10 protein-coding genes are annotated in these 13,419 nt (G+C 42.5%); 7 read left to right on the top strand and 3 right to left on the bottom strand.

The features are described 5' to 3' along the window. Positions 1–52 precede the first annotated feature (52 nt). The 3 genes from BWI44_RS14105 to BWI44_RS14095 all read right to left on the bottom strand — a co-directional run bounded on the left by BWI44_RS14105 (position 53) and on the right by BWI44_RS14095 (position 3,966). Positions 53–1,978 carry an LruC domain-containing protein gene (locus BWI44_RS14105; RefSeq protein WP_286814646.1) on the bottom strand — a complete coding sequence of 642 codons (1,926 nt, stop codon included), beginning with the start codon at positions 1,976–1,978 and terminating at the stop codon, positions 53–55. A 276-nt stretch (positions 1,979–2,254) separates the two neighbouring features. Continuing rightward, the gene (locus BWI44_RS14100; RefSeq protein WP_009127171.1) at positions 2,255–2,923 is read right to left on the bottom strand and encodes a bifunctional 4-hydroxy-2-oxoglutarate aldolase/2-dehydro-3-deoxy-phosphogluconate aldolase; all 669 of its coding nucleotides are present in this window, start codon (positions 2,921–2,923) and stop codon (positions 2,255–2,257) included. 17 nt (positions 2,924–2,940) lie between these two features. Then, entirely contained in the window at positions 2,941–3,966 is a 1,026-nt protein-coding gene (locus BWI44_RS14095; RefSeq protein WP_007662276.1) for a sugar kinase, read from the bottom strand. 406 nt (positions 3,967–4,372) lie between these two features. On the opposite strand from BWI44_RS14095, the gene BWI44_RS14090 reads away from it, so the two are divergent. The 7 genes from BWI44_RS14090 to BWI44_RS14060 all read left to right on the top strand — a co-directional run bounded on the left by BWI44_RS14090 (position 4,373) and on the right by BWI44_RS14060 (position 13,404). Further along, on the top strand, positions 4,373–5,428 hold the full coding sequence (locus BWI44_RS14090) for a LacI family DNA-binding transcriptional regulator (RefSeq protein ID WP_286814639.1): 1,056 nt from the start codon (positions 4,373–4,375) through the stop codon (positions 5,426–5,428). A gap of 11 nt (positions 5,429–5,439) precedes the next feature. Beyond that, entirely contained in the window at positions 5,440–6,930 is a 1,491-nt protein-coding gene (locus BWI44_RS14085) for a UxaA family hydrolase (RefSeq protein WP_278706636.1), read from the top strand. Between the two features lie 262 nt (positions 6,931–7,192). Further along, a complete protein-coding gene (locus tag BWI44_RS14080; RefSeq protein WP_118424230.1) occupies positions 7,193–8,500 on the top strand; it encodes a Na+/H+ antiporter NhaC family protein in 1,308 nt (435 codons plus the stop codon). 229 nt (positions 8,501–8,729) lie between these two features. Continuing rightward, complete coding sequence (rbp, locus tag BWI44_RS14075) at positions 8,730–8,975, top strand: RNA-binding regulator (RefSeq protein ID WP_007662267.1); 246 nt, start codon at positions 8,730–8,732, stop codon at positions 8,973–8,975. A 167-nt stretch (positions 8,976–9,142) separates the two neighbouring features. Next, positions 9,143–9,673, top strand: a complete 531-nt coding sequence (locus BWI44_RS14070; protein ID WP_007662265.1) for a 30S ribosomal protein S16 — start codon at positions 9,143–9,145, stop codon at positions 9,671–9,673. 123 nt (positions 9,674–9,796) lie between these two features. Further along, positions 9,797–10,891 (top strand): TlpA disulfide reductase family protein, encoded by a 1,095-nt coding sequence (locus BWI44_RS14065; RefSeq protein ID WP_007662263.1) that lies wholly within the window; start codon positions 9,797–9,799, stop codon positions 10,889–10,891. A gap of 305 nt (positions 10,892–11,196) precedes the next feature. Further along, complete coding sequence (locus BWI44_RS14060) at positions 11,197–13,404, top strand: anaerobic ribonucleoside triphosphate reductase (protein ID WP_138292141.1); 2,208 nt, start codon at positions 11,197–11,199, stop codon at positions 13,402–13,404. Positions 13,405–13,419: the final 15 nt, after the last annotated feature.

Below are 13,419 nucleotides of genomic sequence, written 5' to 3'. Positions count from 1 at the left end.
TTATCTATGGCAAAACATAGATAAAACTCTTTTTACTCAAAGAAGTTGTTATTTACTTCTTATTCTTATACCAATTCTTATTCGTGGTTCCCTTTGATTTTACCCAACCAATAAAATCAGGATAGGTATCATATATCTTCACACCTTCTGTAGGAATACTAAAGTCGAGAATAGGAAGATTAATGGCAAACGGCATAATATCTACTTCTTCTCCATAGCGAGTGATATAATAGATTCCCTCATCGATATTTGACATATCATCACTCGTATTAAAGAATGACTTATCAGCTTTATCCGTAGGTGCGTAATTTACCAGATGCACTTCCCTGCTTCTACCATTAACGAATATGAAAGGATTGTAAGGAGGTGTCACCTGACTCAAATCAACATCTGCCAATTCAATGGTTACGGTGAACTTCTGATTTAAAACGCTTTTCATATTATCAAACAGGATTACAGTAGGATGCGATTGAGCCGTCTCTATTTTCCAACCGTCAGGACCCGAAACTTCGATACTTCTTACTCTGTCCGGTGTAAGATTATGGAGCTGATATCCAAAGCCACAAGTATATATACCACCATTATGAATAGGAGTAAACTCGTCTACAATTTTGTAAATTTTACTACTTACAACATTCCGGTAAAGAGTAGATTGATAAGTCATCATCACATCATTCATATCATAATCTTTTTGTGCCGGCCATTGGTCTTCGTAAGCTAAAGTTCCCTTATAGGTAGTAGTGACATTGCTGGGAGGATCTACCGGAGGCAATTCCGGACCACCCGGATCAATAGCATTTGCTTCTGCAATCTTCAGATAGAAGGTAGCATCACAATAATCAAAATCTACATTATCCTCAAAGCCGATAGCTACAATCTGATCCGTATCTCCATCACGTAAAGCTACTACACGCTGTGAATTATCATTATTCATAGTACTATATGAATAACGAATTCCAATACCTTTCAAAATATCACCAGACTTGAATGCATTTGCCTGCAAAGACCATCCTACAGTAACACCAGCAGGGAACTTATCCTCAAATTTCTGCTCATCTTCGTTCCAATATTTAAGTTTCACCTCATGTCCACACAGCAACGATCCTGTACGCTCTCCATCAGAAACTTTAGAAATTGGAGAAGCATTGGGGAATGCAAGCACTTTTTGAACTGTTTCCGGAGTAGGAACAGTCCCTGATTTATAAGTGAAATACCCTACTGTATTGTTAAAACTGGCACTACTTGCAACAAAAACAAGGCTCAGCTCTGTATCTTTGATTATTTTAATTTCAGAAGTAGTATTATTATTGAGCCATTCAGGATGTAAATCTTTAATTTTTTTTCCACTGATATTACTATATGTACTCCGAATACTATATAAGATTTCTGCCGGTGGCGCACTCAAGGCAGCCTCCATATTATTGGGCATACCGTATCCATCCCAGTCTACACTAGGCATAAGCATCCAATCATCCAAATAATTATGGCCACCAGTTGTTGTACCCCTTGTCTTAGTTTGCAGCGATGCAATGTATGCACTCTGATTATAGTTTATCTCACCATTAGAAATAGTCAACTTAACCGGTGAAATAGCACCTAAATAATCAGTGTAGAGCCATACTTCCGTAATGTCTGAAGGAATTTCAACCGTACCTGAATATCGTCCTTTCTTGTCAGTAGGAGCCGAGTAAACAGGGGACAGTGATTCATCTTTTATCCATGAATCATTTTCTTCCTTCATAGGGTCTTGACTATAAAGGTCAAAAGTGATATAATAATCACCTGCAAACCCGTAGTCCACATTTACTTTTACCTGCTGCATCATGCTGAAGTCAAAAACTTCCGAAGGCTTGAGAGGGGTATTCTTACCGGTCTCCTCTCCTCCTCCCTGATACACATCTCTATCCGTGCAGCTACCCAGTAGAAGCATTGACATAAGGGACAGGAACACAATCTGTTTCATCTTTCGTTGTTTCATACCTATATATATTAATAATATAATTCAATAAACGCTTATTTGGCTACAAATATAAAATTAAATAATAAGATGTACAAGTTTTTAAGGAATAAAACTTAATAATATATACAAGTTTTATAAAAACAAAAAGAACAGGATATACAAGTTTTCCGGGCTTACTATAAATACTCCACAAGAAATAGTGTATATTATAAAAAAACAAACCATTGGAGTAGCAACAATCTGCCAACTCCAATGGTTGTCCCCTTTAAACACCTTTAAACAAAATGAAATATCTTATTTTCTTGCTTCTGCTATATAAGCCAGCGCTTCTTTACATTTTTCAGTAACATAAGCCCAATCTTCTGCAGCAACTTTATCGTTCGGGAAGAGTTTTGAGCCCATACCTACGCAGAATACACCTGCTTTAATCCAGGAAGTCAAGTTTTCCTGAGTAGGTTCTACTCCACCGGTCACCATCAACTTAGACCAAGGCATCGGAGCCAGCAAACCTTTTACAAGTTTTGCACCGAGAACATCACCCGGGAATATCTTGCAGAGATCGCAGCCTGCTTCTTGTGCAAAGCCAACTTCCGACACACTTCCGCATCCCGGAGTGTAAGCCACCAGACGACGGTTGCAAATCTTAGCGATTTCAGGATTGAACAACGGACCTACAACAAAGTTAGCACCCAATTGCAAATAAAGGGCAGCCGTTGCAGGATCTACAATAGAACCCACACCCATTGCCATCTCAGGACATTCTTTTGCTGCAAACTTCACAACTTCTGCAAATACTTCATGAGCAAAGTCGCCACGATTGGTAAATTCAAATGCACGAACACCACCTTCGTAACAAGCTTTCACTACTTTTTTTGCAACTTCTGCATCTTTATGGTAAAATACAGGAACCATGCCGGTTGAACCAATTTTGTTCAGCACAGCTATTTTATCAAACTTTGCCATCTTCTTATAACTATTTTTTAGCGTTGAACACGTCCACTTGCATCACCACCGGCCAGTGATTCAACTTCTTCTACAGATACCAGGTTAAAGTCACCATTGATAGTATGCTTCAATGCAGAAGCAGCTACTGCAAATTCAAGAGCTGCACCCTGATTGGGTTTCGTCAGCAAACCGTGAATGATACCACCAGAGAAAGAGTCGCCACCACCTACACGGTCGATAATCGGGTTGATATCATAACGCTTGGATTCGTAGAATTCTTCGCCGTTGTAAATCATTGCCTTCCAGCCATTGTGACTTGCAGAGAATGATTCACGCAAAGTAGAGATTACATATTTAAAGCCGAATTCTTTAGCCATTGCCTTGAAAATACCTTTGTATCCTTCAGCATCCGTCTTTCCGCCCTCTACGTCAGCATCGGGTTTAAAGCCTAAGCAGAGTTCTGCATCTTCTTCATTACCAATACAAACATCTACGTACTGCATCAAAGGCTTCATGATAGACTGAGCTTTCTCTTTTGTCCAGAGTTTCTTACGGAAGTTGAGGTCAACAGAAACCGTAACACCGTGACGTTTTGCAGCTTCACAAGCCAATTTGGTAAGTTCGGCAGCTTTATCAGAGATAGCAGGAGTAATACCTGACCAGTGGAACCAATCGGCACCTTCCATAATGGCATCGAAGTCGAAATCAGCTGCATCAGCTTCAGCGATAGCAGAATGTGCACGGTCGTAGATTACTTTGCTGGGACGCATGGAAGCACCTGTTTCAAGATAGTAGATACCCACGCGATCGCCGCCACGGGCAATGAAATCTGTTTTTACACCATATTTGCGCAATGCATTTACAGCAGATTGTCCGATTTCGTGTTTCGGCAATTTAGTCACAAAGTAAGCATCATGTCCGTAATTGGCACAGCTGACAGCAACGTTTGCTTCACCACCGCCATATACTACGTCAAATGAATCAGACTGAACAAAACGAGTGTTTCCCGGAGTGGACAGTCTCAACATGATCTCACCTAATGTAACGACTTTCTTTCCCATAATCTTATTTATTTTTTAATATGTGATTAATTTAGAACTTTCAATTTGTCATTTTAGGGCCAAAAATAGCCTTAATCACCTGATACCATGGAGAGTAAACTAAAATACGGTTCGTTCTTCATAGCCTTCGTGTGCGGGCACAAAGATACAACAATTTTCGTAATTACAAAAATTGTCATATATTTGTGCTGAAAATATTAAGATTATTATTGTGTGCGAGCACAAGAGGAAGTACAATTTACCATTTACAATGTACAATTTGGCTATGCAGATAAAAGCTGAGACAGGCAGTGACTTGTAAAAAGCGCAGATGATAAATGGTAAATGCGTAAATGATAACTTGTGAAATGCGTAAATGATAAACCACAGAATTGTAAATTGTACATTGTAAATTGTAAATAACCTGATGGCAGAAAGAATTAGAATCAAGGATATCGCCAAAATGGCGGATGTATCAGTGGGGACAGTAGATCGTGTGATACACGGCCGTAGTGGTGTGTCGGAAGCCAGCCGGAAACGGGTGGAAGAAATCCTGAAGCAACTGGATTACCAGCCTAATATGTACGCCAGCGCACTGGCATCCAACAAGAAATACGCATTCTCCTGCCTGCTGCCGCAACATGAGGAAGGCGAATACTGGACTGCGGTAGAAGCCGGCATTCACGATGCACTGATAGCGTATTCGGATTTCAATATCTCCGTAGACCTCTCCTATTACGATCCGTTCGATTATCATTCATTCGTAAATGTCGCCCAAGGCATCCTGGAACAGGCACCGGACGGCGTCATGTTTGCCCCCACCGTGCCGCAGCATACGAAATCTTTCACAGAGGAATTGAACCGACGTTCTACACCTTATATATATATAGACTCAAATCTGAAAGATCAGCCCGCCCTTTCCTTCTTTGGACAGAATTCTCACCAAAGCGGATACTTCGCCGCAAAAATGATGATGCTACTTGCAGGAAATGAGCAGGAAGTAGTAATCTTCCGCAAAATAAACGAGGGTATTGTGGGATCTAACCAGCAGGAACGCCGCGAAATCGGTTTCCGGGAGTATATGTTGAAGCATCACCCCCACTGCCGCATTTGGGAACTGGACTTACATGCCAAGCGGGACAGTGATGATGCACAGATGCTGGACGACTTTTTCAGAAAACATCCGAACGTGAAGAATGGTATCACTTTCAATTCAAAAGTGTATATCGTTGGAGAGTACTTGTTGAAACAAGAAAAAACAGCTTTTAATCTGATGGGGTATGACTTACTGGAACGTAACGTGAAATGTCTGATGGAGGGCAGCGTATCTTTCCTCATAGCCCAACAGCCGGAGTTACAGGGATTCGACGGAATCAAGGCGCTATGTGATTACCTGATTTTCAAAAAGGAAGTTCCAAGAGAGAACTTTATGCCGATTGACTTGTTGACGAAGGAAAATATTGAATTTTATCATAATAAATAATAAGAGTAATTATGGAAACTAAGTACCTTAAAATCAACCCTGCTGATAATGTAGCCGTAGCTATTGTAACGCTGCCGGCAGGAGAAAAACTCACTGTGGACGGAGTGGAAATCACTCTGAACGAGGAAGTACCCGCCGGACACAAATTTGCATTAAAAGATTTTGCAGAGGGCGAAAACGTCATTAAATATGGGTACCCTATCGGCCATGCACGTATGGCAAAGAAACAAGGGGACTGGATGAACGAAAATAATATTCAGACGAACCTGGCAGGATTGCTGGACTATACCTACAATCCGACAAGCGTTACGCTGGATATTCCGCACAAAGATCTGACATTCAAAGGGTATCGCCGCAAAAATGGCGAAGTGGGCATTCGTAACGAAGTTTGGATTATACCGACTGTAGGTTGTGTGAACGGTATCATCAACCAACTGGCCGAAGGTTTGCGCCGGGAAACAGGCGGTAAGGGTGTGGATGCAATCATGGCTTATCCGCATAATTATGGCTGCTCACAGTTGGGTGACGACCATGAAAATACAAAGAAGATTCTGCGTGACATGGTATTGCATCCCAATGCCGGTGCAGTTCTGGTGGTGGGCTTGGGTTGTGAAAACAATCAGCCGGATGTATTCCGCGAATTCCTGGGAGAGTACGATGAAGATCGCGTAAAATTCATGGTTACTCAAAAGGTGGGCGACGAGTACGAAGAAGGTATGAAGTTGCTGCGCGAGCTATACGAAAAAGCAAGCAAAGACGAGCGCGTGGATGTTCCTTTGAGTGAATTGCGCGTGGGTTTGAAGTGCGGTGGTTCGGACGGTTTCTCAGGTATCACAGCCAATCCGTTACTGGGAATGTTCTCCGACTTCCTGGTGGCACAAGGCGGTACAAGCGTATTGACGGAAGTTCCGGAAATGTTCGGTGCAGAAACCATATTAATGAACCGTTGCCGCAACGAGGAACTATTTAAAGAAACAGTGAAATTGATTAATGACTTCAAGGAATATTTCCTCTCACATGGCGAACCGGTAGGCGAAAACCCATCTCCGGGAAACAAAGCGGGTGGTATCTCTACCCTGGAAGACAAGGCACTGGGATGTACACAGAAATGCGGCAAGAGCTATGTGGAAGGTGTATTACCGTATGGTGAACGTCTGAAAGTGAAAGGTCTGAACCTGCTGTCGGCACCGGGAAATGATCTTGTTGCTGCCACAGCACTGGCTTCCTGCGGTTGCCACATGGTATTGTTCACTACAGGACGCGGAACCCCGTTCGGAACCTACGTACCGACCATGAAGATTTCAACGAACTCCACATTGGCAAAGAACAAACCGGGCTGGATTGATTTCAACGCAGGAGTCATCGTAGAAAATGAACCGATGGAAAAGACTTGCGAACGGTTCATTGATTATATAATCCAGGTAGCAAGCGGCGAATTCGTAAACAACGAAAAGAAAGGTTACAAGGAAATTGCGATCTTCAAGACAGGAGTAACTTTATAAATTGACAATTAAAAGATAGCTAATTGACAATGAAGAGATAAAGGGCGGGCAAAAACTATTTTGCTCCGCTCTTTGTTTTTTATAATTTTGCAGCGAATTAATAAAGGAATAAGAGAGTGGTAAGGTGATAGGGGGATAATGCCCTGTGATATATAGCGCAGCTACTTTATCGCCCTATTACATTACAACCTTATCACTCTATCACCTTACCACCTTATCACTCTATTCCTTTATCACACTTTATTCATAAATATATAGTAAGATGACAGATACAACAAATAAACGAAAGGGTGGATGGTGGGCACTAAGCCCGCTAGCAGTATTTTTATGTCTTTACCTGGTGACGTCACTGATTGTAAATGATTTCTATAAGGTACCCATTACAGTCGCATTTCTTCTGTCATCCTGTTATGCCATTGCACTGACGCGCGGACTGAGCCTGGAAAAACGGGTGTATCAATTCTCCGTGGGAGCCAGCAACAAGAATATCATATTGATGATATGGATATTCATTCTTGCCGGAGCCTTTGCCCAAAGCGCCAAACAAATGGGAGCAATCGACGCCACAGTAAACCTCACCCTGAGTATTCTGCCGGATAACCTGCTACTGGCAGGTATTTTTATAGCCGCATGTTTCATTTCACTTTCCATAGGCACCAGTGTGGGAACAATTGTAGCCCTCACCCCTGTAGCCATCGGATTAGCGGAAAAGACCGGCATCGACCTGCCATATATGGTTGCCATTGTAGTGGGCGGTTCATTCTTCGGAGATAATCTTTCGTTTATTTCGGACACCACCATAGCTTCCACCAAGACACAGGATTGTGTGATGCGGGACAAATTTCGCGTAAATTTCATGATTGTGGTCCCGGCAGCACTGATTGTGCTCTGCATCTATATATTCCAGGGATTGTACATCACAGCTCCTGCACAAACACAAGAGATAGAATGGATAAAGGTTATCCCCTACCTCATCGTGCTGGGCACAGCTGTGGCAGGGGTAAATGTAATGTTAGTCCTGCTTTTAGGTATCCTGAGTACAGGTATCATCGGTATCTTCACAAGCGGAACAGACTTGAGTTCAGCTTTCTTTGACTGGTTCGGCTCCATGGGAACCGGCATCACAGGAATGGGTGAACTGATTATCATCACCCTGCTTGCCGGTGGTATGCTGGAAACGATCCGTTACAATGGTGGAATCGACTTCATCATCTCCCGCCTGACGCGCCATGTAAAAGGCAAACGAGGGGCGGAACTGAGCATCGCCGCACTTGTCAGCATCGCCAACCTCTGTACGGCAAACAACACCATCGCCATTATTACCACCGGACCGATAGCCAAAGACATTGCCCAACGTTTCCACCTGGATCGCCGGAAGACAGCCAGCATCCTGGACACATTCTCCTGCCTGGTGCAAGGCATCATTCCTTACGGTGCGCAACTACTCATTGCCGCCGGATTGGCAGGCATCTCTCCCATCAGTATCATCGGCAGCTTGTACTATCCGTTTACAATGGGAATTTGTGCATTATTGGCAATATTAGTGAGATATCCGAAACGATATTCGTAAATATTCGCCCATATTCGGCAAAAAATGAAATTATCGCAAAAAAATATGGTAAAAGATGATGCATTATTGAAATAGAATGCGTTACTTTGTAGCCGAACAATAAAGAAGTTTATTTGATTTGATTATTTCACGTATGTATTTCCTCTGTATTGAGTATTTCCATCTCTGACCTAACAACTTCCAAAAACTTTGTTTATTGAATTATTAATTTATTATTTTATTTAGATTTATGAATTTGTATGTAGGTAACCTGAATTACAGGGTTAAAGAATCAGATTTAAGAGAAGTTATGGAAGAGTACGGAACAGTAGACTCAGTAAGAATCATCACTGACCGTGAAACAAGAAGATCTAAAGGATTCGCATTCATCGAAATGCCGGATTCTTCAGAAGCATCTAACGCTATCAATGCATTGAACGGTGCAGAATATGCAGGTCGTCCGATGGTAGTTAAAGAAGCATTACCGAAGAATTAATTATTCTCACGATAATACGTTATTAAAAAAGAAGGATGGGTTTCTGATGAAATCCATCCTTTTTTTGTTAGGAACTCTTTGTCAATCAAAATAAAAACCATACCTTTGCAGCCGCTATTACGAGATAGTAGCATAATTCAAATCATTTATTTAAAACATTATTTAAAATGGCAACAAAAATCAGATTGCAAAGACATGGACGTAAGAGCTACGCTTTCTACTCTATCGTTATTGCAGATGTAAGAGCACCACGTGATGGTAAATTTATTGAGAAGATTGGTACGTACAATCCGAACACCAATCCTGCCACAGTAGATTTGAAGTTCGACCGCGCACTTGACTGGGTTATGAAAGGTGCACAACCGACTGACACTGTTCGTAACATCTTGTCACGCGAAGGCGTTTACATGAAAAAACACCTCATGGGTGGTGTTACCAAGGGTGCATTTGGTGAAGCTGAAGCAGAAGCTAAATTCGAAGCTTGGAAGAACAACAAACAAAGCGGTCTGGCTGCTTTGAAAGCTAAAGACGAAGAAGCTAAGAAAGCTGAAGCAAAAGCACGTCTGGAAGCTGAAAAGAAAGTAAACGCTGAAAAAGCAAAAGCATTGGCTGAAAAAAAGGCTGCTGAAGAAGCAGAAAAAGCTGCCGCCGAAGCTCCTGCTGAAGAAGCTCCCGCTGCTGAAGCTGCTGCTGAATAATAGTAAGCACAGTACGATTACAAAAAATGGGATTAAAACTATAAAATCCTCTCCGGTTATGCCGGAGGGGATTTTTTATTGACTATCTTTGTAGCCATATATTTTTACTTAATAATAAAAGCAATGAAAAAATTTATCTATCTGCTCGCTGTGGCTGCTATCGTTGCTGCCTGTAGCGGAAACAAAGGTTACGTGGTAACCGGAACCGTAGAGGGTGGAGCTGACGGCGACACTGTATTTTTGCAAAAAGTAGACGGAAGAAATCTTGTAAAAGTAGACTCCGCAGTAATCACCAAAGGTACATTCACCTTTAAAGGCGTACAAGATACTGCTGCAAACCGTTACGTAACCTACAGACCGGCAGGAAAAGAAGGTATCCTGATGGACTTCTTCCTTGAAAACGGTAATATCAAGATCAATTTGACCCGCGATAATGACTCTGCTACCGGTACGCCGAGCAACGATGCTTATCAGGAAATCAGAGCTCAACTAAATGATCTGAACAAGCAAATGATGACTATATATGAATCCATGTCAGATACTACACTGACTGACGAGCAGCGTGAAGCCAAAATGAAGGAAATGAACGATCTGCAAGAAAAGTCAATGGAAATCACTAAGGCAGGTATTGCTAAGAATATCACTAACCTGGTGGGCGTTCATTTGCTGAAGAATAACTACTACTACCTTGAAGTAGACGAACTGGATCCGTTGATGCCGCAAATTCCCGCTGAATTTGCTAACGATGAAGTAATCATCAAGATCAAAGGAAACGTAGAAAAGATGAAAGCTACTGCTGTAGGCCAGAAGTTCACAGATTTCGAAATGGCAACTCCTGATGGAAAACCGGTGAAACTGTCTGACTATGTAGGTAAAGGCAAAGTGGTACTCATCGACTTCTGGGCAAGCTGGTGTGGTCCTTGCCGTCGCGAAATGCCGAACCTGGTAGAAGCTTATGCTCAATACAAGAACAAAGGTTTCGAAATCGTAGGTGTATCTTTGGATCAAAGTGGCGAAGCATGGAAAGATGCTATCGAGAAGCTGAACATCACTTGGCCGCAAATGTCTGACCTGAAATACTGGAATTGCGAAGGCGCTCAGTTGTATGCAGTAAGTAGCATTCCTCACACTGTATTGATCGACGGTGAAGGAACTATCATCGCACGCGGATTGCACGGTGAAGAGTTGCAAACAAAATTGGCAGAAGTTTTGAAATAATTTTCGTACGGGAAAGAATAATCCCTATTCAAGATTATTTTTATAGTATAACCTCGCCTGTTACACGTATGTGTAGCAGGCGAGATTTTTTGTATCTACTTACTACATAGAGTTTTCCATTTCGAACAACTTTTAAGAGACCTACAAAATAAAAAGTTTCCCATTTCCCTTCCAACAGCTATTGAATATCAGTCGATTAACATATTTTACAGATACAAAAGTTTTCCAAAAATAAAAACTTTCAGATAAGTTTATACCTTTGTACTCCCAATTCAAATGGATAACAAAATAATAAAAATGAGACCATGATACAGACTGTAATCAAAAGAGACGGACGAGTAGTCGGCTTTAATGAAGAGAAAATAGTAACTGCGATCCGTAAAGCAATGTTACACACGGACAAAGGTGAAGACCTGCAATTGATACGCCAGATCACAGATCACATATCCTTCAAGGGAAGTGCACAAATGACGGTGGAAGCCATTCAGGATGCAGTAGAAATGGAGCTGATGAAAAGTAGCCGGAAAGATGTGGCGCAAAAGTATATTGCTTACCGCAACCAGCGTAGCATTGCCCGCAAAGCCAAGACGCGTGATATGTTTCTGGAGATTATAGAGATCAAGTCCAACGATGTGACACGGGAAAATGCCAATATGAACGCCGATACTCCGGCGGGCATGATGATGAAGTTTGCCAGTGAAACCACCAAACCGTTTGTAGACGACTATTTGTTGAGCGACGAGGTACTGGAAGCTGTACACAACAATTATCTGCATATTCATGATAAGGACTACTACCCTACCAAAAGTCTGACATGCGTTCAACACCCGCTGGACCGCATTTTGTCCTGTGGCTTTTCTGCCGGACATGGCGAATCACGTCCTGCCAAACGCATCGAAACAGCAAGTATCCTGGGATGTATCTCACTGGAAACTGCCCAGAATGAAATGCATGGTGGCCAGGCTATTCCTGCATTCGATTTTTATCTGGCACCTTATGTACGCAACAGCTACATCGAAGAAATCAAGAATCTGGAAGAACTGAACGGAAAGGATTATTCACATCTTTATCAGAAGGAACTTACAGACTACCTGCAACAGCCGTTGGATGGCCTGTCCGACGAAAAACGCATTGTACAACATGCCATCAACAAAACTGTAGCACGTGTACACCAGTCCATGGAAGCATTCATTCATAATATGAATACCATTCACTCACGCGGCGGCAATCAAGTCGTATTCAGCTCTATCAACTACGGCACAGATACATCAGCCGAGGGACGTTGCATCATCCGCGAGTTACTGAAAAGCACCTATCAGGGCGTAGGCAATGGCGAGACTGCCATCTTCCCTATCCAGATATGGAAAAAGAAACGTGGCGTAAGTTATCTGCCGGAAGACCGCAACTACGATCTTTACCAACTTGCTTGCAAAGTAACCGCACGCCGTTTCTTCCCGAACTTCCTGAACCTAGACGCTACATTCAACCAGAGTGAAGAATGGAAAGCAGACGATCCTCAGCGTTATCAGCACGAAGTGGCAACCATGGGATGCCGCACACGTGTATTCGAAAACCGTTTCGGACCGAAAACATCCATCGGACGCGGAAATATTTCTTTCTCCACCATCAACATCGTACGCCTGGCCATCGAATGCATGGAGATAGAAGACAAAGAATTGCGTATAGCCAAATTCTTCGCCAAACTGGATGCAATGCTCGAAGTTACAGCCCGCCAACTCCACGAACGCATGGAATTCCAGAAAACAGCATTTGCCAAGCAATTTCCGTTGTTAATGTCTGCTTTATGGGTGGGTAGCGAAAAGCTGAAACCTAACGATACAATTGCTTCTGTCATTAATCAGGGAACACTGGGTATCGGTTTCATCGGTCTGGCAGAATGCCTGGTAGCCCTTACAGGAAAACATCATGGAGAATCGGAAGAATCACAAAAACTGGGAGTGAAGATAGTAACCTATATGCGCGATCGTGCCAACCAGTTCTCCGAACAGTATCACCATAACTACAGTGTGCTTGCCACGCCTGCCGAAGGCTTATCAGGTAAGTTCACAGGTGCCGACCGTAAGAAATTCGGGGTATTGCCAGGCATTACAGACCGAGATTATTATACAAACTCCAATCATGTACCCGTATATTATAAGTGCAGTGCCCGTCATAAAGCTGAAGTGGAAGCTCCGTATCACGATCTGACACGTGGCGGACACATCTTCTATGTAGAAATAGACGGTGATGCAACACATAACCCCGAAGTTATCATGCGTGTAGTGGATATGATGGATCAGTATAACATCGGATACGGTTCAGTAAACCATAACCGTAACCGTTGCCTGGAATGCGGCTACGAAAATTCAACTCCGAATCTGGAAGCTTGCCCTAAATGCGGAAGCACCCACATCGATAAATTACAGCGTATCACCGGTTATCTGGTAGGTACTACCGACCGATGGAACAACGCTAAATTGGCGGAGCTGAACGACCGTGTCATTCATAACTAAGTAATTTTTAATTGA

This window comes from Bacteroides sp. Phil13 (assembly GCF_001940965.1).
In the GTDB taxonomy this organism is placed as follows: domain Bacteria; phylum Bacteroidota; class Bacteroidia; order Bacteroidales; family Bacteroidaceae; genus Bacteroides; species Bacteroides intestinalis.
This window is presented reverse-complemented; position numbering and strand designations above follow the sequence as displayed.

What these genes read in the sequence shown, in the direction of transcription:
- BWI44_RS14105 (WP_286814646.1), bottom strand. Translation starts at nt 1,978, where the DNA reads ATGAAACAACGAAAGATGAAACAGATTGTGTTCCTGTCCCTTATGTCA.
- BWI44_RS14100 (WP_009127171.1), bottom strand. Translation starts at nt 2,923, where the DNA reads ATGGCAAAGTTTGATAAAATAGCTGTGCTGAACAAAATTGGTTCAACC.
- BWI44_RS14095 (WP_007662276.1), bottom strand. Translation starts at nt 3,966, where the DNA reads ATGGGAAAGAAAGTCGTTACATTAGGTGAGATCATGTTGAGACTGTCC.
- BWI44_RS14090 (WP_286814639.1), top strand. Translation starts at nt 4,373, where the DNA reads ATGGCAGAAAGAATTAGAATCAAGGATATCGCCAAAATGGCGGATGTA.
- BWI44_RS14085 (WP_278706636.1), top strand. Translation starts at nt 5,440, where the DNA reads ATGGAAACTAAGTACCTTAAAATCAACCCTGCTGATAATGTAGCCGTA.
- BWI44_RS14080 (WP_118424230.1), top strand. Translation starts at nt 7,193, where the DNA reads ATGACAGATACAACAAATAAACGAAAGGGTGGATGGTGGGCACTAAGC.
- rbp (WP_007662267.1), top strand. Translation starts at nt 8,730, where the DNA reads ATGAATTTGTATGTAGGTAACCTGAATTACAGGGTTAAAGAATCAGAT.
- BWI44_RS14070 (WP_007662265.1), top strand. Translation starts at nt 9,143, where the DNA reads ATGGCAACAAAAATCAGATTGCAAAGACATGGACGTAAGAGCTACGCT.
- BWI44_RS14065 (WP_007662263.1), top strand. Translation starts at nt 9,797, where the DNA reads ATGAAAAAATTTATCTATCTGCTCGCTGTGGCTGCTATCGTTGCTGCC.
- BWI44_RS14060 (WP_138292141.1), top strand. Translation starts at nt 11,197, where the DNA reads ATGATACAGACTGTAATCAAAAGAGACGGACGAGTAGTCGGCTTTAAT.